General features: G+C 67.3%; 21 protein-coding genes. 15 read left to right on the top strand and 6 right to left on the bottom strand.

Annotation, left to right across the window (positions count from 1 at the left end; genetic code table 11):
* Positions 1-5: 5 nt before the first annotated feature.
* From rfaD to cysM, 4 genes are all read left to right on the top strand, one after another.
* Positions 6-1,001, top strand: coding sequence for an ADP-glyceromanno-heptose 6-epimerase (rfaD, locus tag J5T34_RS03390; RefSeq protein ID WP_208578597.1), 996 nt, complete (start codon positions 6-8; stop codon positions 999-1,001).
* A gap of 215 nt (positions 1,002-1,216) precedes the next feature.
* Positions 1,217-1,603 carry a ComEA family DNA-binding protein gene (locus tag J5T34_RS03385; protein ID WP_208578596.1) on the top strand — a complete coding sequence of 129 codons (387 nt, stop codon included), beginning with the start codon at positions 1,217-1,219 and terminating at the stop codon, positions 1,601-1,603.
* Between the two features lie 335 nt (positions 1,604-1,938).
* Entirely contained in the window at positions 1,939-3,237 is a 1,299-nt protein-coding gene (locus tag J5T34_RS03380) for a solute carrier family 23 protein (protein ID WP_208578595.1), read from the top strand.
* Between the two features lie 124 nt (positions 3,238-3,361).
* Positions 3,362-4,264 carry a cysteine synthase CysM gene (gene cysM, locus J5T34_RS03375; protein ID WP_208578594.1) on the top strand — a complete coding sequence of 301 codons (903 nt, stop codon included), beginning with the start codon at positions 3,362-3,364 and terminating at the stop codon, positions 4,262-4,264.
* Between the two features lie 102 nt (positions 4,265-4,366).
* On the opposite strand, the gene mltB is transcribed toward cysM, so the two are convergent.
* Positions 4,367-5,479 carry a lytic murein transglycosylase B gene (mltB, locus tag J5T34_RS03370; RefSeq protein WP_208578593.1) on the bottom strand — a complete coding sequence of 371 codons (1,113 nt, stop codon included), beginning with the start codon at positions 5,477-5,479 and terminating at the stop codon, positions 4,367-4,369.
* 200 nt (positions 5,480-5,679) lie between these two features.
* Between mltB and J5T34_RS03365 the strand changes: the two genes are divergently transcribed.
* The 8 genes from J5T34_RS03365 (at position 5,680) to J5T34_RS03330 (ending at position 14,096) form a co-directional block, all read left to right on the top strand.
* On the top strand, positions 5,680-6,603 hold the full coding sequence (locus J5T34_RS03365; protein ID WP_208578592.1) for a histone deacetylase family protein: 924 nt from the start codon (positions 5,680-5,682) through the stop codon (positions 6,601-6,603).
* Positions 6,604-6,648: 45 nt separating this feature from the next.
* Entirely contained in the window at positions 6,649-7,455 is an 807-nt protein-coding gene (locus J5T34_RS03360) for an enoyl-CoA hydratase (RefSeq protein ID WP_208578591.1), read from the top strand.
* 179 nt (positions 7,456-7,634) lie between these two features.
* Positions 7,635-8,669, top strand: coding sequence for a methionine ABC transporter ATP-binding protein (locus tag J5T34_RS03355; RefSeq protein WP_208578590.1), 1,035 nt, complete (start codon positions 7,635-7,637; stop codon positions 8,667-8,669).
* Positions 8,659-9,312 (top strand): methionine ABC transporter permease, encoded by a 654-nt coding sequence (locus tag J5T34_RS03350; RefSeq protein WP_053821324.1) that lies wholly within the window; start codon positions 8,659-8,661, stop codon positions 9,310-9,312. Before J5T34_RS03355 ends, J5T34_RS03350 begins: the two co-directional genes overlap by 11 nt.
* A gap of 81 nt (positions 9,313-9,393) precedes the next feature.
* On the top strand, positions 9,394-10,191 hold the full coding sequence (locus J5T34_RS03345; protein WP_208578589.1) for a MetQ/NlpA family ABC transporter substrate-binding protein: 798 nt from the start codon (positions 9,394-9,396) through the stop codon (positions 10,189-10,191).
* Positions 10,192-10,428: 237 nt separating this feature from the next.
* The gene (locus tag J5T34_RS03340) at positions 10,429-11,178 is read left to right on the top strand and encodes an electron transfer flavoprotein subunit beta/FixA family protein (protein ID WP_174107449.1); all 750 of its coding nucleotides are present in this window, start codon (positions 10,429-10,431) and stop codon (positions 11,176-11,178) included.
* 20 nt (positions 11,179-11,198) lie between these two features.
* Positions 11,199-12,134: an electron transfer flavoprotein subunit alpha/FixB family protein gene (locus tag J5T34_RS03335; protein ID WP_208578588.1), complete on the top strand. Its 936-nt coding sequence runs from the start codon at positions 11,199-11,201 to the stop codon at positions 12,132-12,134.
* 177 nt (positions 12,135-12,311) lie between these two features.
* Positions 12,312-14,096, top strand: coding sequence for an acyl-CoA dehydrogenase (locus J5T34_RS03330; RefSeq protein ID WP_208578587.1), 1,785 nt, complete (start codon positions 12,312-12,314; stop codon positions 14,094-14,096).
* Positions 14,097-14,166: 70 nt separating this feature from the next.
* Here J5T34_RS03330 and J5T34_RS03325 read toward each other — a convergent pair whose 3' ends face one another.
* Positions 14,167-15,459 carry a D-amino acid dehydrogenase gene (locus tag J5T34_RS03325; RefSeq protein WP_208578586.1) on the bottom strand — a complete coding sequence of 431 codons (1,293 nt, stop codon included), beginning with the start codon at positions 15,457-15,459 and terminating at the stop codon, positions 14,167-14,169.
* A gap of 109 nt (positions 15,460-15,568) precedes the next feature.
* Here J5T34_RS03325 and J5T34_RS03320 point away from each other — a divergent pair, with 109 nt between their 5' ends.
* The 3 genes from J5T34_RS03320 (at position 15,569) to phaZ (ending at position 18,682) form a co-directional block, all read left to right on the top strand.
* The gene (locus J5T34_RS03320; protein ID WP_208578585.1) at positions 15,569-16,072 is read left to right on the top strand and encodes an Lrp/AsnC ligand binding domain-containing protein; all 504 of its coding nucleotides are present in this window, start codon (positions 15,569-15,571) and stop codon (positions 16,070-16,072) included.
* Position 16,073: 1 nt separating this feature from the next.
* A complete protein-coding gene (locus J5T34_RS03315; RefSeq protein ID WP_208578584.1) occupies positions 16,074-17,336 on the top strand; it encodes a PA0069 family radical SAM protein in 1,263 nt (420 codons plus the stop codon).
* A gap of 119 nt (positions 17,337-17,455) precedes the next feature.
* The gene (gene phaZ / locus J5T34_RS03310) at positions 17,456-18,682 is read left to right on the top strand and encodes a polyhydroxyalkanoate depolymerase (protein WP_208578583.1); all 1,227 of its coding nucleotides are present in this window, start codon (positions 17,456-17,458) and stop codon (positions 18,680-18,682) included.
* A gap of 1 nt (position 18,683) precedes the next feature.
* Here the strand turns inward: phaZ and J5T34_RS03305 are convergent, their stop codons facing one another.
* The 4 genes from J5T34_RS03305 to J5T34_RS03295 form a co-directional block, all read right to left on the bottom strand.
* Positions 18,684-18,899 (bottom strand): hypothetical protein, encoded by a 216-nt coding sequence (locus tag J5T34_RS03305; protein WP_208578582.1) that lies wholly within the window; start codon positions 18,897-18,899, stop codon positions 18,684-18,686.
* A 159-nt stretch (positions 18,900-19,058) separates the two neighbouring features.
* Entirely contained in the window at positions 19,059-19,496 is a 438-nt protein-coding gene (locus J5T34_RS03300; protein WP_432207623.1) for a TM2 domain-containing protein, read from the bottom strand.
* A 331-nt stretch (positions 19,497-19,827) separates the two neighbouring features.
* Positions 19,828-19,962 carry a hypothetical protein gene (locus J5T34_RS24035; protein WP_265633504.1) on the bottom strand — a complete coding sequence of 45 codons (135 nt, stop codon included), beginning with the start codon at positions 19,960-19,962 and terminating at the stop codon, positions 19,828-19,830.
* 322 nt (positions 19,963-20,284) lie between these two features.
* Entirely contained in the window at positions 20,285-20,689 is a 405-nt protein-coding gene (locus J5T34_RS03295; protein WP_208578581.1) for a hypothetical protein, read from the bottom strand.
* Positions 20,690-20,716: the final 27 nt, after the last annotated feature.

Genomic DNA, 20,716 nt, shown 5'->3' with positions numbered 1-20,716 from the left:
TCACCATGACCATCATCGTCACCGGCGCCGCCGGTTTCATCGGCAGCAACCTCGTCAAGGGGCTGAACGAGCGCGGCGAGAACAACGTCATCGCGGTCGACAACCTGACCCGCGCCGACAAGTTCCATAACCTGGTCGATTGCGAGATCGCCGACTATCTGGACAAGACCGACTTCCTGGACCGCTTCGCGCGCGGCGAATTCGGCAAGGTCCGCGCGATCTTTCATGAGGGCGCCTGCTCGGACACGATGGAGACCGACGGCCGCTACATGATGGAGAACAACTACCGCTACACCAAGGCGCTGATGCAGGCGTGCCTGGAACAAGGCGTGCAGTTTCTCTATGCCTCGTCGGCCGCCACCTACGGCGCCTCGCAGACCTTCAAGGAAGACCGCGAATACGAGAAGCCGCTGAACGTCTACGGCTACTCGAAGTTCCTGTTCGACCAGCTGGTGCGGCGCACGCTGCCGAACGCGCACTCGCAGATCGTGGGCTTTCGCTACTTCAACGTCTACGGTCCGCGCGAGGGCCACAAGGGCCGCATGGCCTCGGTGGCCTTCCACAACTTCAACCAGTTCCGCGCCGACGGCACCGTCAAGCTGTTCGGCGAATACGGCGGCTATGGCCCCGGTGGGCACAGCCGCGATTTCGTCTCGGTCGAGGACGTGGTCAAGGTCAATCTGTTCTTCCTGGACCATCCCGAGAAGTCCGGCATCTTCAATCTCGGCACCGGACGCGCGCAGCCGTTCAACGACATCGCCACCACCGTGGTCAACACGCTGCGCGGCGCGGAAGGCAAGCCGCCGCTGACGCTGGACGAGATGGAGCAGGAAGGGCTGATCGAATACATCAAGTTCCCCGATGCGCTGCGCGGCAAATACCAGTGCTTCACGCAGTCGGATGTGTCGCGGCTGCGCGGTGCGGGCTATACCGCGCCGTTCTATACGGTGGAAGAAGGCGTGGCGCGTTATTGCCGCTGGCTGCTCGAGCGCGGCGGCTGAAGCCCGGGCGACCGCCCGGTGCTTACCCGTGGTCGCTTCTCCACTGTCGTTTCCCCACCAAATCGCCTCAGCTCGCGTCAACATTTGTTGCATGGCGCGCCGCGAGTCCCCTTGGCTCTTATTCTCGGCCTACCCCGTCGCGACGGCGGGGCGGCATGCCCGTCCGGGCATCGCCAACCAAGCCGAACTCCGGTCACCGGAGAAGGAGCCTGTTCATGATCAAGCAAACCTTGCTGGCGCTGGCATGTAGCCTGGGCCTGTCGATGGCGCTCGCCGGCGGTGCGCTGGCCGCTGTCGATGTCAACAGTGCGGACGAGGCGGCGCTGACCACGGTCAAGGGTATCGGACCGGCGATGGCGCGCCGGATCGTCGAGGAGCGCGGCAAGCAGGGCGCGTTCAAGGACGCCAACGATCTGGCCGAGCGGGTCAAGGGGCTGGGGCCGAAGTCCGTCGTGCGTCTGCAGGGCGAGGGGCTGAACATCGGCAAGGGTGCGACGCTGCCTGGCGTCAAGGGCGGCAAGACGACCGCTGCCGCGCCGACGGCGGCGGCAGTCGCGCCGGCCGGCAAGGGCTCAGGCAAGGCCGCCAGGACCGCGCACTGAGCGGCACGGCGCCCATCGCCACACCCTGTGCGGGCATGGCTCGTGCTAACGCCTGAGCGGCACGGCAATGTCGCGGTGCCGCCAATCGGTGCCGCCAATCGGACGCCGTGGCGCTTCGCAGGCCCTGGACCAGGGAGTATGATGCGGGCGCTGCGGCAGGGCGCCTCGTTCGTCTCTCGATGGAGAGGGAAGCGTCGAGAGCGAAGCGAGCCGGCGGCGCCAGGCGCGATCCGGGAGCCACCGGGGACGCATGCCGGGCCCTGCGGACCACAACACATGACCAATAACGGCCGGGCGCGGCGCGCCAGCGGCCACCTCAGAACGGGAGCTGAACGATGGCGAATGGCGACGAGGCGGGATTCCTGCCGCGCTGGACACTGAAGACCGAGGGCGTGATCGCGCCGGATGAGCGGCTGCCGGCTGGGCAGACGGTGCTGGCAGGCATCCAGCACGTGGTGGCGATGTTCGGCTCGACCGCGATCGCGCCGATCCTGATGGGCTTCAATCCCAATATCGCGATCCTGTTCTCGGGCATCGGCACGCTGATCTTCTTCCTGTGCGTACGTGGCCGCGTGCCCAGCTACCTCGGTTCCAGCTTCGCCTTCATCGCGGTCGTGATCGCGGCCACCGGCTATGCCGGCAGCGGCCCCAATCCCAACATCCCGCTGGCGCTGGGCGGCATCATCGCCGCCGGTCTGCTTTATACGGTCATCGGTCTGGTGGTGCAGGCCGCCGGCTATGGCTGGGTGGAGCGGCTGATGCCGCCGGTCGTGACCGGCGCGATCGTCGCCGCGATCGGGCTCAATCTCGCGCCGGTCGCGGTCAAGGCCGTCAGCGCCGCGGCGCTCGATACCTGGATCGGTCTGCTGACCGTGGTCGCGGTCGGGCTGGTCGCGGTGCGCGCGCCCGGCATGATCGGCCGGCTGCCGGTGCTGATCGGCGGCCTGATCGGCTATCTGGCCTACTGGGTGTGCGCCAATGCGTTCGGCCTGGGCAAGCCGATCGACTTCTCCGGCGTCGCCAGCGCCAGCTGGTTCGGCCTGCCGGCCTTCACCACGCCGGTGTTCGAACTGAATGCGATGCTGCTGATCGCGCCGGTGGCGATCGTGCTGGTGGCGGAGAACCTGGGCCATATCAAGGCGATCGGCGTGATGACGGGCCGCAATCTGGACCCGTACATCGGCCGCGCCTTCATCGGCGACGGCGTGGCGACGATGCTGTCGGCCGCTGGCGGCGGTACCGGCGTGACCACCTACGCCGAGAACATGGGCGTGATGGCGGTGACGCGGATCTATTCGACGCTGATCTTCGTGGTGGCGGCGCTGGTCGCCATCCTGCTCGGCTTTTCGCCCAAGTTCGGTGCGCTGATCCTGACGATTCCCGGCCCGGTGATCGGCGGCCTGACCATCGTGGTGTTCGGTCTGATCGCCGCCACCGCCGGCCGGATCTGGGTCGAGAACCGAGTCGACTTCTCGGATTCGCGCAACCTGATCACGGTCGGCGCCACGCTGACGGTCGCCGCCGGCGATCTGACGCTGCGCTTCGGCGGCATGACGCTGGGCGGGATCGGCACCGCTACCTTCGGCGCGATCCTGCTGTACCACCTGCTCGGCAAGGGCCGCGCGCGCGTCTGATGCAAACTGGCGCCGGGGCAGCACCATCGCGGATCGCTGCCCCGCCGGCGCCTGCCGCCCCGGCCGACGGCAGGGTCATGACGACTGCATTACAATGGGCGCCGACATTTGGACTCGCCCCATCATGGCCTACAAGACGATCGAAGACACCATCGGCAACACGCCGCTGGTGCAATTGCAGCGTATTCCCGGAGCCGCCACCGCCGAGCGTGGCAATGTGATTCTGGGCAAGCTCGAAGGCAACAACCCCGCGGGCTCGGTCAAGGACCGTCCGGCGCTGTCGATGATTGCGCGCGCCGAAGCGCGCGGCCGCATCAAGCCCGGCGACACGCTGATCGAGGCGACGTCCGGCAATACCGGCATCGCGCTGGCAATGGCAGCCGCGATCCGTGGCTACAAGATGGTGCTGATCATGCCGGAGGATCTGAGCATGGAGCGCCGCCAGAGCATGGCCGCCTACGGCGCCGAGATCATCCTGACCCCGGTCAAGGGCGGCATGGAATACGCGCGCGATCTGGCCGATTCGATGGAGCGCGACGGCAAGGGCATCATCCTCGACCAGTTCGCCAATCCCGATAATCCGCAGTCCCACTACGAGACCACCGGTCCGGAAATCTGGCGCGACACCGAAGGCCGCGTCACGCATTTCGTCTCGGCGATGGGCACCACCGGCACCATCACCGGCGTGTCGCGCTATCTGAAGGAACAGAATCCGGCGATCCAGATCGTCGGCGCGCAACCGGCCGAAGGCTCGCGCATTCCGGGCATCCGCAAATGGCCGGAAGCCTATATGCCGAAGATCTACGATCCACGCCATATCGATCGCACCGAGCCGGTCAGCCAGGCCGATGCCGAACATATGGCTCGCCGCATGGCGCGCGAGGAAGGCATCTTCTGCGGTATCTCGGCCGCCGGCGCGCTGTGCGTGGCGCTGCGGATCGCCGAGGAGGTGCGCGACGCGACCATCGTGTTCGTCGTCTGCGATCGCGGCGACCGCTATCTGTCGACCGGCGTCTTCCCCGCTTGAGCCTGGGTCAATGAACCTGGGTCAATGAACCTGGGCCAATGCGCCCCGGATCGATGAACGCCGGCGCTGCCCGCTGAAGCAGCGTAACGCGCCGGCCGGTCTTTACACCATCGCGGCCTTGACGGCCTCGCCCAGCTGATACACCGCCAGCGCGTAGAAGAAGCTGCGGTTGTAGCGCGTCAGCACATAGAAGTTGCGCAGCCCGATCATGTAGTCGGTCGGCGCATCGGGCGTCGGCAGGTCCACCACCAGTACCCCGGTTTCGCCTTCGCGCGCCACGTCGATCGGCTCGTCGAGCCGCAGGCCCGCGCGCGTCAGCTGATTCAGTGTGCGCGTCGGCCACGGTTCGCCATCGGCCGCGGCCGCCGCGATGCCGCGGCTGCCTTCGTCCTGCGCCATCCGCCATACCACCGGCCGGCCCGGCTCCCATCCGTGCAGCTGCAGAAAGCGGCCGACGCTGCCGATCGCATCGACCGGGCTGTTGCGCAGGTCGACATGGCCATCGCGGTCGAAGTCGGTCGCGTATTCGCGCAGGCTGGTCGGCATGAACTGCGGAATGCCGATCGCGCCCGCGTACGAGCCGAGCACCGAGAACACATCGGTGCGGGTATCGCGGCACCACAGCAGGTAGTCCTGCAGCTGCGCACGGAACATGGCCGAGCGGCTGGCGCGATTGGGCGTATCGGGATAGTCGAAGGCCAGCGTCGACAGCGAGTCGAGCACGCGGAAGTTGCCCATGTCGCGTCCGTAGATCGTCTCGACGCCGATGATGCCGACGATCACCGAGGCCGGCACACCGAACTCGCTTTCGGCCCGCCGCAGCGTGTCGCGGTGCTGCTGCCAGAAGCGCACGCCCGCGTTGATGCGGATCGGTTCGATGAAGCGGGAACGGTAGGCGCGCCAGCTTTTGCGGCCCGGCGTGGCCGGCGGCATGATCAGGCGCGCCACCGTGGCCGAGTAGACGGCCTGGCCGAACCAGTCGTTCAGGGTCGCGCGCGAGAAGCTGTGCTTCGCGACCATCTCGTCGATGAAGGCGGCCGCCTGCGGGTTGTTGCCGTTGCGATAGCGGCCGGGATCGATTTCTTCTTCCTGGAAGCTGACACGGCGCTTGCCGGCGGCCAGCAGCGAGGGGGTGGCGCCGCACAGGCCAAGCGCCACGGAGCAGAGCGCGGCGCCCAGCAGAGGGCGGCGCAGGGTACGCGTGTGTTCGGTCATGGTGTCCTTTGCAAGTCGGACCGAGTATAGCGGAGGCGTCTGGCACGAAACATCACGGTGCGATACGAGCCGGCGACCAAGGCGGCCGCCGCGTTGCCCCGGCATCCGCTGTGCTAACGTACGGGGATGGAGACAGCGGCGCACCGCGACAGGTGCCCGCCACGCGCCCAACAACGCCTCGATAAACGCGCTGAAATCCCATGCCGACCGGCTACTACACGCATCCCGAATTCCTGCTGCACGAGATGGGGCAGTTCCATCCCGAGTGCCCGGAACGTCTGACCGCCATCGAAGACCATCTGATCTCGCACGGCATCGACGGCCTGCTGGACCGCCGCGAGGCGCCCGCGGCCAGCCGCGAACAGATCGAACGCGTGCACCTGCCCGGCTATGTCGACGGACTGCACGAAGCCAGTCCCGCCAGCGGCTACCATGCGATCGATCCCGATACGGCGATGAACGCGCATACGCTGGCCGCGGCCACGCACGCGGCCGGTGCCGCGGTGGCCGCCACCGATGCGGTGATCGCCGGCGAGCTCGAAAACGCGTTCTGCTGCGTGCGGCCGCCGGGCCATCACGCCGAGCCCGACCGTGCGATGGGCTTCTGCTTCTACAACAACGTCGCCATCGCCGCCCGCCATGCGCTCGACGCGCACGGGCTCGAGCGCGTGGCCATCATCGACTTCGACGTGCATCACGGCAACGGCACCGAGGCGGCCTTCCGCGGCGACGAGCGTGTGCTGATGTGCAGCTTCTTCCAGCATCCGTTCTACCCGTACAGCGGCACCGAACACGTCGCCAACAACATGGCCAATATTCCGCTGCCGGCCTATACCAACGGCATGGCGGTGCGCGAGGTGGTCGAGACGATCTGGATGCCGCGCCTGCAGGCCTTCCGTCCGCAGATGCTGTTCATTTCCGCCGGCTTCGATGCGCATCGCGAGGACGACCTCGGACAGATGGGGCTGGTGGAACAGGACTATGCGTGGATCACGACGGAGCTGATGACGCTGGCGCGGCAGCATGCGCAGGGGCGCATCGTCAGCTGCCTGGAAGGCGGTTACAACCTCAGCGCGCTGGGACGCAGCGTGCTGGCGCATCTGAAGGTGCTGCTGGAGCGGTAGGGCAAACGCACTCCTTCCACCGCAGCACGACAACAGGAGACCATCATGGCCGAATCGGAACACGTGCAAGCCGCCGAGGCGCCGCTGCTGCAAGGCGAAGATGCCCCCGGCGTGGTTCGCCTGACGCTGCAGCGCCCCGACGCCTTCAACGCGCTGTCCGAGGCGCTGATCGATGCCGTGACCGAGGCGCTGACCCGCATCGCCGCCGATCCCGCCGTGCGCGTGGTGGTGCTGGCCGGGGCCGGCCGGGCGTTCTGCGCCGGCCACGATCTGCGCGAGATGCGCGCCCAGCCATCGCACGATTACTACCGCCGCCTGTTCGACCGTTGCACGCGCATGATGCTGGCGATCCAGCGCATGCCCCAGCCGGTCATCGCGCGCGTGCACGGCATCGCCACTGCGGCCGGCTGCCAGCTGGTGGCGATGTGCGATCTGGCGGTGGCCGCCGACGATGCGCGCTTTGCCGTGTCGGGCGTCAACCTGGGCTTGTTCTGCTCGACGCCGGGTGTGGCGCTGTCGCGCAATCTGCATCGCAAGCACGCGATGGAGATGCTGCTGACCGGCGAGATGATGGGCGCACAGGAGGCGCAGGCGCGCGGCCTGGTCAACCGGGTGGTGCCGGCCGCCGAACTCGATGACGAAGTGGCGAAGCTGGCCGCCAGCATCTGCGCCAAACCGGCGGCGGCGATCGCGGCCGGCAAGGGGCTGTTCTACCGCCAGCTGGAGATGGGCGTGGAAGCCGCGTATCAGCTGGCCGGGCAGACCATGGCGTGCAACATGATGGACGAATCGGCGCTGGAAGGGGTGCAGGCGTTCATCGACAAGCGGCCGCCGGCCTGGCGCGCGGGTTGACATCCCGGCACTCGAACCGCGTCCCTTATTCCCTTTCCATCTAAAGACATCGGCAAAAAGTCGTTTCTGGTAAGAAGCGGATCGCTTAAAATACCCCGTTACATTCAAAAAACGATAAATGCGGCAGCAGCGCTGGAGACCCCGTCCCGGCTGTTGCCGTTTTCTTTTCGCTCTGTCTCATGATCGAACTGCAAGGTCTCTCGCAGCGATTCCCCGGTGCGACCGGGGATGTGCACGCATTGCGGGATGTCAGCCTGTCCATCGCGCCAGGCGAAGTCTTCGGCATCATCGGCCGCAGCGGCGCCGGCAAGAGTACGCTGGTGCGCGCCATCAATCTGCTGAACCGTCCGACCGCCGGCCGCGTGATCGTCGCCGGGCAGGATCTGACCGCGCTCGACGCCTCGGCGCTGCGGCAGGCGCGCCGCGAGATCGGCATGATTTTCCAGCATTTCAACCTGCTGTCCTCGCGCACGGTCTATGACAACGTGGCGCTGCCGCTGGAGCTGGCCGGCAAGGGCCGCGACGAGATCGCGGCGACCGTGCTGCCGCTGCTGGACCTGGTCGGACTGTCGGCGCTGAAGGACCGCTACCCGGCGCAGATCAGCGGCGGGCAGAAGCAGCGCGTCGGCATCGCACGGGCGCTGGCCAGCAAGCCCAAGGTGCTGCTGTCGGACGAGGCCACCTCCGCGCTCGACCCAGAGACCACGCGCTCCATCCTCGATCTGCTCAAGCAGATCAACCGCGATCTGGGGCTGACCATCGTGATGATCACGCACCAGATGGAGGTCATCAAACAGGTGTGCGACCGCGTCGCGGTGCTCGATGCGGGCTGCGTGGTCGAGCAGGGTCAGGTCATCGACGTGTTCCTGCGTCCGCAGCATGCGGTCACGCGCGCGATGATCGGCGACGTGATCTCGCAGGAGCTGCCGGCCAGCGTGCTCAAGCGCGTCGAAAGCCGGCTCGGCAACGGGCGCGATCACGTCTATCGCCTCGCCTTTACCGGCGAGGGCGTCGACCAGCCGGTGCTGGCGCAGGCGATCCGCCGCTACGGGCTGGACTTCAACATCCTGCACGGACATATCGACGAGATCCAGGGACAGGCCTTCGGCTCGCTGGCCATCATGGCTACCGGCGAGACCGACAACGTCAAGGCGGCAATGGCATTCCTGCAGGAGCAGGGCGTGGTGGTGGAGGAGTACGAGCATGTGGTCTGAGCTGTTCGACCTGTTTGTGACCTCGCTGGGCGAGACCCTGGTGATGGTCGGCATCTCGGGCGTCATTGGCGCGCTGCTCGGTGTGCCGCTCGGCGTGGTGCTGCATCTGACCGACCGCGGCGGTCCGCTGGCGCACCCCTTGTTCAACCGCCTGATCGGCGTGGTCGTCAATGCGGTGCGCTCGATCCCGTTCATCATCCTGCTGGTGGTGGTGATTCCGTTCACGCGCTTCCTGGCCGGCTCGTCGATCGGCACCGCGGCGGCCGTGGTGCCGCTGACGATCGCGGCGATCCCGTTCATCGCGCGGCTGGTCGAGAGCGCGCTGCGCGAGGTCGACAAGGGCCTGGTCGAGGCCGCGCAATCGATGGGCGCGAGCACCGGGCAGATCGTCTGGAAGGTGCTGCTGCCCGAAGCCATGCCCGGCATCGTCGCCGGCCTGACCATCACGTTCGTCAGCCTGGTCGGCTATTCGGCCATGGCCGGCGCGATCGGCGGCGGCGGCCTGGGCGACCTCGGCATCCGCTATGGCTATCAGCGCTACATCACCGAGGTGATGGTGGCGGTGGTACTGATCCTGATCGTGCTGGTACAGGCGGTGCAGAGCTTCGGCGACTGGCTGGTTCGCCGGATCAGCCATCGCTGAGCGCCACGCCGGCCGCCGTTTTCGTATCGTTTTTGCCTTACCCCGAATTCAACCCAGAACGCATCGCAAAGGAAGTCAGACATGCAACGTCGTAGCCTGCTGCAATGGATCATCGGCGCCGCGCTCGGTGCCAGCCTCGCCACCGCCGCGGTGGCGCAGGACAAGCCGATCAAGATCGGCGTCACCGGTGGTCCGCACGCCCAGATCATGGAACAGGTCAAGAAGGTCGCCGCCAAGGATGGCCTCAATATCCAGGTGGTCGAGTTCAGCGACTACATTCAGCCCAACGCCGCGCTGGCCGCCGGCGACCTCGACGCCAACAGCTATCAGCATCTGCCGTATCTCGAGGCGCAGATGAAGGACCGCGGCTACAAGTTCGCCAACGTCGGCTACACCGTGACGTTCCCGATGGGCGTCTACTCGAAGAAGATCAAGTCGCTCGACCAGCTCAAGCAGGGCGCCCGCGTCGGCGTGCCGAACGACCCCACCAATGGCGGCCGCGGCCTGCTGCTGCTGCAGAGCAAGGGCGTGATCAAGCTGCGTGCCGATGCCGGCCTGAAGGCCACGCCGCTGGACATCGTCGTGAATCCGAAGAAGCTGCGCATCGTCGAACTGGATGCCGCGCAACTGCCGCGCTCGCTGGACGATCTGGACGCCGCCGCCATCAACGGCAACTACGCGGAATCGGCCGGCCTGTCGCCGACCAAGGACGCGATCGCGATGGAAGGTCCGAAGGGTCCGTATGCGAACCTGATCGCCGTGCGCGAGGCCGACAAGAACAAGCCTTGGGTCGCCAAGCTGATCAAGGCCTACCACTCGCCGGAGATCAAGCAGTACGTCACCAAGACGTTCAAGGATTCGGTGATCACGGCCTGGTAAGCCACGGATCGACCACGTAGCGGCCGGGTATCGAACAAAACCTCGAAACCGGCCGTCACGTCTGTGCCGCGATGGGGTTTCTGCGGCACAATACGGTTCACCAAATCGGTTGCCGGGCTATGCCCGGCAATTCTTTGCCGATAAAATAGTACGGTCGTTCGAAAATTCCGGGGGCCGCCGACCCGATGGTTATAATGGCGAGCGAACCAAATTTCTGACAATCAGTGGAGTGAGCGCATGAAAGTACTCGTCGCAGTCAAGCGCGTGGTTGACTACAACGTCAAGGTCCGTGTGAAGTCCGATGGCTCGGGCGTCGACCTGGCCAACGTGAAGATGAGCATGAACCCGTTCGACGAGATCGCCGTGGAAGAGGCGGTCCGCCTGAAGGAAGCGGGCGTGGCCACCGAGGTGGTGGCGGTCTCCTGCGGCGTGGCGCAATGCCAGGAAACGCTGCGTACCGCGATGGCGATCGGCGCTGACCGCGGCATCCTGGTCGAAAGCAACGAAGAGCTGCAGCCGCTGGCCGTGGCCAAGCTGCTGAAGGCGCTGATCGACAAGGAGCAGCCGCAGCTGGTGATCCTGGGCAAGCAGGCGATCGACGACGACTCCAACCAGACCGGCCAGATGGTGGCCGCGCTGGCCGGCTTGCCGCAAGCCACCTTCGCCTCGAAGGTCGTGATCGCGGATGGCAAGGCGTCCGTCACGCGCGAAGTCGACGGCGGCCTGGAAACGCTGTCGGTCAAGCTGCCGGCGGTGGTGACCACCGACCTGCGCCTGAACGAGCCGCGCTACGTCACGCTGCCGAACATCATGAAGGCCAAGAAGAAGCCGCTGGAAACCGTGAAGCCGGAAGACCTGGGCGTCGACGTGGCGCCGCGTCTGCAGACGCTGAAGGTCGTCGAGCCGCCCAAGCGCAGCGCGGGTGTGATGGTGCCGGACGTTGCGACGCTGGTGCAGAAGCTCAAGAACGAAGCCAAGGTCATCTAAGCGCGCCAGGAGATACGAACATGACTGCACTCGTCATTGCTGAACACGACAACCAATCGATCAAGGGCGCGACCCTGAACACCGTGGCCGCCGCGGCCCAGTGCGGCGGCGACGTCCACGTGCTGGTGGCCGGCGCCAACGCCCAGGCCGCCGCCGAGGCCGCCGCGAAGATCGCCGGCGTCTCCAAGGTGCTGCTGGCCGATGCGCCGTACTTCGGCGAAGGCCTGGCCGAGAACGTCGCCGAGCAGGTGCTGGCGATCGCCAGCGACTACAGCCACATCCTGGCCCCGGCCACCGCCTACGGCAAGAACATCCTGCCGCGCGTCGCCGCCAAGCTCGACGTGGCGCAGCTGTCGGACATCACCAGGGTCGACGGCCCGGACACCTTCGAGCGTCCGATCTATGCCGGCAACGCGATCGCCACGGTCAAGTCCTCGGACAAGATCAAGGTGATCACCGTGCGCGGCACCGCGTTCGATCCGGCCGCCGCGGAAGGCGGCTCGGCCTCGGTCGACACCGTGCCCGCCGCGGCCGATGCCGGCATCTCGCAATTCGTGTCGCGCGAAGTCACCAAGAGCGACCGTCCCGAACTGACCGCCGCCAAGATCATCGTGTCGGGCGGCCGTGGCGTGGGCTCGGGCGAGAACTACACCAAGGTGCTGACGCCGCTGGCCGACAAGCTGGGCGCCGCGCTGGGCGCCTCGCGCGCCGCGGTCGACGCGGGCTTCGTGCCGAACGACTACCAGGTCGGCCAGACCGGCAAGATCGTCGCGCCGCAGCTGTATATTGCCGTCGGTATCTCGGGCGCGATCCAGCATCTGGCCGGCATGAAGGACTCCAAGGTGATCGTCGCGATCAACAAGGATGCCGAGGCGCCGATCTTCTCCGTGGCGGACTACGGCCTGGTGGGCGATCTGAACACCGTGGTGCCGGAGCTGGTGGCCGCCCTGGGCTGATCGCGAGCGGGCCGCGGTGCCGCCCGGTGCCGTGGCCTGCCGAAGCCACGCATACAAGAAGAAGGACAAGCCAAGACAAGCCGTTCCGGGCCCGCCCGCGAGCGGCTTTTTTATACGCTGCATCGAACGGTCGCAGTCAGCAAGCTGCCGCGACCCATCGCGATAACGGAGACTTCGATGACCTACCGCGCCCCGCTCAAGGACATGCTGTTCGCGATCAACGAACTGGCCGGGCTGGATGCCGTCAGCCAATTGCCGGGCTTCGAGGAAGCGACCGCCGACACCGCGCAGGCGGTGCTCGAGGAAGCGGCCAAGTTCACCGAGCAGGTGATCGCGCCGCTGAACCGCGCCGGCGATATCGAGCCGAGCAGCTGGAAGGACGGCGCGGTGACCACCACGCCCGGCTTCAAGGAAGCCTTCCGCCAGTTCGGCGAAGGCGGCTGGCAGGGCGTGCTGCATCCGCAGGAATTCGGCGGCCAGGGTTTGCCCAAGCTGATTGCCACCGCCTGCAACGAGATGCTGAACTCGGCCAACCTGTCGTTCGCGCTGTGCCCGCTGCTGACCGACGGCGCCATCGAGGCGCTGCTGACCGCCGGCAGCGACGCGCAACGGCAGGCCTTCCTGCCGAAGCTGATCTCCGGCCAGTGGACCGGCACGATGAACCTGACCGAGCCGCAGGCCGGCTCCGACCTGGCCGCGGTGCGCACGCGCGCCGAGCCGCAGGGCGACGGTACCTACAAGCTGTTCGGCACCAAGATCTTCATCACCTACGGCGAGCACGACATGGCGGAGAACATCGTGCATCTGGTGCTGGCCAGAACGCCGAATGCGCCGGAAGGGGTCAAGGGCATCTCGCTGTTCATCGTGCCGAAGTTCCTGGTCAACGCCGACGGCTCGCTGGGCGCGCGCAACGACGTGCATTGCGTGTCGATCGAACACAAGCTCGGCATCAAGGCCAGCCCCACCGCGGTGCTGCAGTTCGGCGACCACGGCGGTGCCATCGGCACGCTGGTCGGCGAGGAGAACCGCGGCCTCGAGTACATGTTCATCATGATGAATGCGGCCCGCTTCTCGGTCGGCATGCAGGGCATCGCGGTGTCCGAGCGGGCCTATCAGCAGGCCGTGGCCTATGCGCGCGAGCGCGTGCAGAGCCGGCCGGTCGATGGCTCGGCGCGGCAGGCGGTCACCATCATTCATCATCCCGACGTGCGCCGCATGCTGATGACGATGCGGGCGCTGACGGAAGGGGCGCGCGCGCTGGCCTACGTCGGCGCGGCGGCGTGCGACACCGCCCACCAGCATCCGGACGAGGCGGTACGGCGCGAGAACCAGGCCTTCTACGAGTTCCTGGTCCCGGTCATCAAGGGCTGGAGCACCGAGCTGTCGATCGACGTGACCAGCCTTGGCGTGCAGGTCCATGGCGGCATGGGCTTTATCGAGGAGACCGGCGCCGCGCAGCACTATCGCGATGCGCGCATCCTGCCGATCTACGAGGGCACCACCGCGATCCAGGCCAACGATCTGGTCGGCCGCAAGACGGTGCGCGATGGCGGTGCGGTCGCGCGCGGCATCTGCGCCCGGATTGCAGAGACCGAGGCCGCGCTGGCCGCGCATGGCGGCGCACCGTTTGTCGCGATGCAGGCGCAACTGGCCAAGGGCCGCGCCGCGCTGGAGCAGGCGATCGACTTCATCGTGGCCAATGGCAAGAGCGATCCCAATGCGGCGTTTGCCGGCAGCGTGCCGTACTTGAAGCTGTGCGGCATCGTGTTGTCGGGCTGGCAGCTGGGCCGCGCGATGCTGGCCGCCGACGCCAAGCGTGCCGAGGATCCGGCCTTCCACGAGGCCAAGATCGCCACCGGGCATTTCTTTGCCGAGCACGTGCTGTCGCAGGCGGGCGGCATTCGCGATGCGATCGTGGCGGGCGCGCCGGCGGCGATGGCGCTGAGCGAGGCACAGTTCTAACTGCCGCACACGCAATGAAAAAAGACGGCCGTTGGCCGTCTTTTTGTTGGTGCGACTCTCCGCGGGGGCCTTACGCCGTGGCGGGCCGCGGCGCCGGATGCCGCTGCGTCTGGCGCAGATAGCGCGCCACCGACAGATCGTCGGCACGGATCGCCGGCGAAGCGCCGGACACCAGATCGGCGAGCAGCTTGCCGGAGCCGCATGCCATGGTCCAGCCCAGCGTGCCGTGGCCGGTATTGAGCCACAGGCCCTTGACCGGGGTCGGGCCGACGATCGGTGTGCCGTCCGGCGTCATCGGGCGCAGGCCGGTCCAGAACGAGGCCCGGGCCACGTCGCCCGAGCCGGGGAACAGGTCCGTCACCACGCGTTCCAGCGTGCGCCGCTTGGCCGGATCGAGCGAGCGGTCATAGCCGACGATCTGCGCCATGCCGCCGACGCGGATGCGGTCGTCGAAGCGGGTGATCGCCACCTTGTAGGTCTCGTCCAGCACGGTCGACACCGGGCTGCGCTCGGCATCGGTCATCGGCACGGTGATCGAGAACCCCTTCAGCGGATAGACCGGAATCCTGACGAACTCCTTGACGAACGGGGTCGACCAGCTGCCCAGCGCCACCACCACCGCATCGGCGAAGATCGGCTCCCCGCCGACGATGGCGCCCGTGACGGCGCTGCCCTGCGTCATCAGGCCGTCGATCGAACGGTTGTACAGAAACTGCACGCCCAGGCCCTCGGCCATCGCCGCCAGCCGTTGGGTAAACAGCTGGCAGTCGCCGGTTTCGTCGTTGGGCAGGCGCAGCCCGCCGGTCAGCTTGTGGCTGACCGCGGCCAGCGCCGGTTCGCTCGCGGCGAGATCCTCGCGCGACAGCAATTGATAGGGCACGCCGGCTTCCTCGAGCACGGCAATGTCCTTGGCCGCGCCCTCGAGTTGCTCGTCGGTGCGGAAGACCTGCAACGTGCCTTGCTGCCGGCCTTCGTAGGCGATCCCGGTTTCGGCGCGCAGTGCGCGGATGCAGTCGCGGCTGTATTCGGCCAGCCGCACCATGCGCTCCTTGTTGACGGCATAGCGGTCCGCGCTGCAGTTCATCAGCATCTGCCACATCCACTGCAGCTGGAACAGCGTGCCGTCGGGCCGGATCGACAGCGGCGCATGCTGCTGGAACATCCACTTGATCGCCTTGAGCGGCACGCCGGGTGCGGCCCACGGCGACGCATAGCCGGGGGAGATCTGGCCGGCATTGGCGAAGCTGGTGCCAAGCGCCGGCGCCGCTTCGCGGTCGATCACGGTGACCTCATGGCCGGCCCTGGCCAGATACCAGGCGCTGGTGACGCCGATCACGCCACTGCCAAGAACGAGAACACGCATTGCGATGGGACCCCAACCAGGATGACGATTGAATGAAGGACTTTCCGCTATAGTATTGGAATCAATCCAGTCATATTTACCGAAAATTTCCACGAAAAAGGAAAAATTCATGAGAACGACCCGTCTGCCGGTACGCGGCCTGGACCGCCTCGATCGCCGCATCCTGGCGCTGCTGCAGGCCGATGGCCGCATCTCGATGAAGGACCTCGCCGAGACGGTCGGGCTGACCATCACGCCGTGCATCGAGCGGGTCAAGCGAATGGAGCGCGACGGTGTCATCATGGGCTACTACGCCCGCCTGAATCCGGCCCTGCTGGGCAGCGCGCTGCTCGTCTTCGTCGAGATCACGCTGAACAACAAGGCCGGCAACATGTTCGAGCAGTTCCGGCGCGAGGTGCTGCGCATCCCGGAGGTGATGGAATGCCATCTGGTGTCGGGCGATTTCGACTACCTGATCAAGGCGCGCATCCGCGAAATCGGCGAATATCGCCGGCTGCTCGGCGACATCCTGCTGCAACTCCCGGGGGCGGCGCAGTCCAAGAGTTATGTCGTGATGGAAGAGATCAAGGAGACGCTGGCCATCCCGGTCGACGAGAAGGGCCAGCCTGCATGAAATGAAGGACACCGAGCGCAAGGGGCGCCACCACGGCCCGCGCGAATCCGACCGGCCCGTGGAGGATGTCGCGGACGATCCCACGCCGCTGCAGCCGCCGCCGCGGCCGCTGAAGGGGCGGGGCGCGGTCAGCAATCTGCAGGGCCGCTTCGAGCGCGACACGCGCGAGCCGTTCTACGACGGCTGGGGCGAGCTGGAAGCCCTGGCGCCGGCCGAGGCTCCGCGGCGCGAAGGGAACGACGACACGGCCGCCGAAGCGGCGCCGCCCAGGCTGATCACCCGCGTGACCCAGGAGCAGGCGCGCTCGATCCTGAGCCGGAATTCGTCGCCCGACATCCCGTTCGGCGTCTCGCTCAATCCCTATCGCGGCTGCGAGCACGGCTGCATCTATTGCTTCGCGCGGCCGACGCACGCCTATCTGGACCTGTCGCCCGGCCTGGACTTCGAAACGCAGCTGTTCGCCAAGACCAATGCCGCCGAGCGGCTGCGCGAGGCGCTGTCGCGGCCGTCCTACCGGTGCGAGATGATCGCGCTGGGCGTCAACACCGACGCCTATCAGCCGATCGAGCGGACCCAGCGCATCACGCGCGGCGTGCTGGAGGTGCTGCACGAATGCCACCATCCGGTGGCGTTGATCACCAAGTCGTCGCTGATCGAGCGTGACATCGACCTGCTGGCGCCGATGGCCGCCCGGCGTCTCGCCGTGGCCGCAGTCACGATCACCACGCTCGATGCCGAGATCGCACGCACGCTGGAACCGCGCGCCGCCACGCCGTCGCGGCGGCTGCGCACGATCCGCACGCTGTCGGAGGCCGGCATTCCGGTCGCCGTCAGCGTGGCGCCGGTGATTCCCTTCATCACCGAGCCGGACCTGGAGCGGGTGCTGGAGGCCGCGCGCGAGGCCGGCGCGGTCTATGCCAACTACATCGTGCTGCGGCTGCCGTGGGAGGTCGCGCCACTGTTCCAGCAATGGCTGCAGGCGCATTTTCCCGACCGGGCCGAGCGCGTGATGAATCGCGTGCGCGAGATGCGCGGCGGCAAGGACTACGACTCCGATTTCTCCACGCGGATGCGCGGCACCGGCGTCTGGGCGGACCTGATGCGCCAGCGCTTCCACAAGGCGGCCGAGCGGCTGGGCTTCCGCTATCACCGCTTCGATCTGGACACCTCGCAGTTCGTCCCGCCTGCGCCGCCAGTCGGTTCCCTCCGCGGCGCGCGCAGCGGACGCAAGCCCGACGACGACGCGCAAGGCTCGCTGTTCTGAACTTGCGGGTTTGTACAAGTCCGGCGCGCTGTCCATAATGGCTGTTCGATCCGCCGCGCACGCCGCCGCCGTTGGCGCGCCCCGCGCTGTGGCCGCGTCGGCGTCGCCTTGGGGAAGCCATGATCCATCTGTTGCCGCAGGGCGGCCGCGCAGCCTTCGATCCGGTCGTGATGTGGAGCGAGCTGACCCAGCAGGCGCTCGCCGCCGGACCGTATCCGCTCGCCGCGGCTACCCACCGTCGCCGTTTCGAGCACTACTACCGCTGGTTCCAGACCTGGCTGGCGCCGTTCGGCACGGCCCGTTTCGAGTTCGACGATGTCGAGGTCGCTGGCGCGCATGCCGCGGTGACCGAGCGTGTGGCGTGCGTGACGCCGTTCTGCACCTTGCGGGCATTCCACTGTTCCAGGGGATCCCGTCGCAAGCCGCGGCCGCGCGTGCTGCTGTGCGCGCCGCTGGCGGGACACCGCGCGGTGCTGATGCGCGATACCGTGGCGGCGCTGCTGCCGCATGCGGACGTCTACGTCACCGACTGGGCCGACGCGCGCGACGTGCCGCGCGAGGCCGGCGCCTTTGGCCTCGACGACTACGTGCTGCTGGTGGAGCGCTTCATCCGGCTGCTCGATCCGGCAGGGCTGCACGTGCTGGCGGTCTGCCAGGCGACGGTGCCGGCGCTGGCCGCGGTCTCGCGCGTTGCGCAAGCCGATGGCGCGGAACCGGCGACCCTGACGCTGATCGGCGGCCCGATCGATGCGCGGCTCGGCCCGACCACGCTGGACCGCGTCGCCGCCACGCTGTCGCTGCCGTGGCTGGAGGCCACTGCGATCGATGTGGTGCCAAACGGTTACGCCGGCGCCGGGCGGCGCATCTATCCGGGCTTCCTGCAATATCCGGCGCTGGTCGCCGCCCAGCCGGACCGCCACGCGACGCTGATGTACGACTGGCTATGCCGGCGCCAGGCGGCCGATGCCGATACCGCGCGCGAAATCGAACGGGCCGTCGCACAGTATGGCGCCGTGCTAGACATGACCGCGGAGTTCTTCTTCGACACGCTGCGCGTGGTGTTCCAGCAGATGCTGCTGCCCAAGGGCGCGTGGCGCGTGGGCGGCGAGATGGTGCGTCCCGACTGTCTGCGGCGAACCCGGTTGCTGACGATTGAGGGAGACCGCGACGATATTTCCGGACCCGGACAGACGCATGCGGCGCAAGGACTGTGCAGCGGCCTGCCGACCCGATGCCGCGAGCGGCTGACGATCGAGCGCTGCGATCACTATGGATTGTTCAGCGGCGCGCGCTGGCGCGAGACCGTGCATCCCGCGGTGCGCAGCTGGCTGGGCGCGGCGGCCTAGCTCATTGCCGCCCCGGCCGGACCGGGTTCGCCGTGTCAGGCGGCCGCACGCCGCCCGACCGCATCGGACCGGCAGACCGCGACGCCATGTCGTCGTCCATCATCCTGCAGGCCAGGTCCAGCGCGGCGACGGCGTCGTCGCGCGACAGACCGGACGCGCGCATCAGTCTGACGGTCAACGCCGCCACCCGGCCCACTTCGTAGCTGGGAACGTTCATGTCAACTCCTGGTATTCGACTGGCCGGTCGCGAACGCTTCACGAAGCGCTGCAGCGCGACTCTCGATCACAACCGGTTCAGTATGGTTGACGAACGCCGCAATGGGGTTGACGTGGATCAGGAAGACCGAAGGGGCATGCCGCCTTCGGCCCGGCGTTCTTATTGCGACAGCGCGCGCGCCGCTTCTACCTGAGACTCGAAGAACGTCTGAAAGCTGATGGCCAGCCCCGCCATCAGCAGTCCCGTGCCGATCAGCAGCGACAGGATCACCAGGATCACGACCGGCCAACCGGAGCGGGTCGGGGCGCCGTCCGGATTGAAGCGGGCGTCCCAGCGCTCGTCGGGCCGCAGGCCGTAGACGATCGCTGCCAGGAAGGCGCTGATCACCGAGGCGCCGCCGGCCACCGCGAAGGTCCAGTTCAACGCCGGCGCGCCGACATGCAGCACCATCGACGCAATGCCCAGCGCGCCGGCCAGCGTCGCCAGCAGGTGCAGCCAGCCATAGCGGTCGCGCGCGCCGCCGAGATAGAAGCGGTGCGCACCGAGGCTGCCGAGCAGAAAGGCCAGCGCCACGGTCAGCAGCTTCGATTTGCGCATCGGCGCGCGATCCATGCCGGCGGCGACAGCGGGGGAGGCGGGCGAGGCGGAGGACGGAGCGGAGGACATGGGCGTGGAAACGGAGACTGAGACGGAGACGGGAAAGCCTGGAGAGGCCAATCTGCGCAGAGGCGCTGCAGCCAGGGTCATGGTACGACGGCGCCATCAGGCCGCCATACGATCGAAGCGGGCAGTGCAGCGCACATTGTACGCCGCACCGCCCGCTTCATTGACCCGGTTGAAGGCCGGCCGATCCGTCGACGGGATCGCCGGCCCGGGGCGCTGGTGCAAAACCTGCGATGTCCTGTCTTGCAGCAGCGTCCGATTGCCGTCAGCGCGGCGCGTTGGACACGACGCCCAGCAGGACGCCGAGATTGGTTTCGCCGTACAGCACGGCAGCAAGAATTCCCATGAACAGCACGGTCAGAGTGAGCTGGCCCGCGTGTCGAGCCAGGTCGGTCAGCATGGATAGCATACGAACCTCGTCGGTTGGTTGGACGAAGGCCGCGCCCATCGCGACACGATACGAAGGAGAGGGCATGTCAGTGTGCGTTCGCCGCCTGCGATCGACGGCACGCTGCTGAACACCGGTCAGCGCCGGGCGGCAGCCAGGTGACGGCGCAGCCTCGGCCGCCACGAGCTATTCGACCTCTGCGAGGGTGGCGAAGTTCCGCCGTGGCGTGACAGGGCCATCGCCATCGGCGAAGGCCGCCGCGAACGCGCGGCGGCACCGGCGAACGCCTGCACCGCGGTTGCGGTTTCGGAATAAAGCGTGGGAAGTATCGGGACTAACGCGTGGTTTCGCGCGCGGAGCCTTGCCAGCCCGGTCCGACATTGGCCGGCCGATTGTCGCCGGGCACGCCGCCGACGTTCTGCGCGCTGCGGTCGGAGGTCTGCGTCCGTTCCGGCGCGCCGCGGTCAGTAGGTGGATTGGGACGGCCGTTGAGCCGGCTGTCCGCCCGGGCTCGCGCTTCCATCCGCTCGATCTGCGCACGCACATGGTCGGGGCTTTCCGCGCGCATCACGATGCGTTCCATGCCGGCCGGCAGCAGGCGCGCGCCGAATCCATCCCGCATTTCGGCGCGTTGCCCCGCCCAGCCACCCTGAGCATGGCTCAGGGCCGCAAGGCCGAGCACCGACCCCACCACCAGGGTGGCTGCGGCGGCGTCGCGCAGGAGAGAGCGGAAAAGCATGCGGAATCCCAGAGCCTTCGCTTGCTG

The sequence above is a fragment of the Cupriavidus gilardii genome, assembly GCF_017598945.1.
Lineage (GTDB): Bacteria > Pseudomonadota > Gammaproteobacteria > Burkholderiales > Burkholderiaceae > Cupriavidus > Cupriavidus gilardii_E.
Note: the sequence above shows the minus strand (reverse complement) of the source record. Positions and strands in the feature narration are given on the sequence as shown.

Coding starts and splice junctions, on each gene's coding strand:
- J5T34_RS03300 (WP_432207623.1), bottom strand. CDS start 19,496: ATGCGCAAATCGAAGCTGCTGACCGTGGCGCTGGCCTTTCTGCTCGGC.
- J5T34_RS03385 (WP_208578596.1), top strand. CDS start 1,217: ATGATCAAGCAAACCTTGCTGGCGCTGGCATGTAGCCTGGGCCTGTCG.
- J5T34_RS03360 (WP_208578591.1), top strand. CDS start 6,649: ATGGCCGAATCGGAACACGTGCAAGCCGCCGAGGCGCCGCTGCTGCAA.
- J5T34_RS03355 (WP_208578590.1), top strand. CDS start 7,635: ATGATCGAACTGCAAGGTCTCTCGCAGCGATTCCCCGGTGCGACCGGG.
- J5T34_RS24035 (WP_265633504.1), bottom strand. CDS start 19,962: ATGCTGACCGACCTGGCTCGACACGCGGGCCAGCTCACTCTGACCGTG.
- rfaD (WP_208578597.1), top strand. CDS start 6: ATGACCATCATCGTCACCGGCGCCGCCGGTTTCATCGGCAGCAACCTC.
- J5T34_RS03330 (WP_208578587.1), top strand. CDS start 12,312: ATGACCTACCGCGCCCCGCTCAAGGACATGCTGTTCGCGATCAACGAA.
- J5T34_RS03315 (WP_208578584.1), top strand. CDS start 16,074: ATGAAGGACACCGAGCGCAAGGGGCGCCACCACGGCCCGCGCGAATCC.
- J5T34_RS03305 (WP_208578582.1), bottom strand. CDS start 18,899: ATGAACGTTCCCAGCTACGAAGTGGGCCGGGTGGCGGCGTTGACCGTC.
- cysM (WP_208578594.1), top strand. CDS start 3,362: ATGGCCTACAAGACGATCGAAGACACCATCGGCAACACGCCGCTGGTG.
- J5T34_RS03335 (WP_208578588.1), top strand. CDS start 11,199: ATGACTGCACTCGTCATTGCTGAACACGACAACCAATCGATCAAGGGC.
- J5T34_RS03325 (WP_208578586.1), bottom strand. CDS start 15,459: ATGCGTGTTCTCGTTCTTGGCAGTGGCGTGATCGGCGTCACCAGCGCC.
- mltB (WP_208578593.1), bottom strand. CDS start 5,479: ATGACCGAACACACGCGTACCCTGCGCCGCCCTCTGCTGGGCGCCGCG.
- J5T34_RS03345 (WP_208578589.1), top strand. CDS start 9,394: ATGCAACGTCGTAGCCTGCTGCAATGGATCATCGGCGCCGCGCTCGGT.
- J5T34_RS03295 (WP_208578581.1), bottom strand. CDS start 20,689: ATGCTTTTCCGCTCTCTCCTGCGCGACGCCGCCGCAGCCACCCTGGTG.
- J5T34_RS03380 (WP_208578595.1), top strand. CDS start 1,939: ATGGCGAATGGCGACGAGGCGGGATTCCTGCCGCGCTGGACACTGAAG.
- J5T34_RS03350 (WP_053821324.1), top strand. CDS start 8,659: ATGTGGTCTGAGCTGTTCGACCTGTTTGTGACCTCGCTGGGCGAGACC.
- J5T34_RS03365 (WP_208578592.1), top strand. CDS start 5,680: ATGCCGACCGGCTACTACACGCATCCCGAATTCCTGCTGCACGAGATG.
- phaZ (WP_208578583.1), top strand. CDS start 17,456: ATGATCCATCTGTTGCCGCAGGGCGGCCGCGCAGCCTTCGATCCGGTC.
- J5T34_RS03320 (WP_208578585.1), top strand. CDS start 15,569: ATGAGAACGACCCGTCTGCCGGTACGCGGCCTGGACCGCCTCGATCGC.
- J5T34_RS03340 (WP_174107449.1), top strand. CDS start 10,429: ATGAAAGTACTCGTCGCAGTCAAGCGCGTGGTTGACTACAACGTCAAG.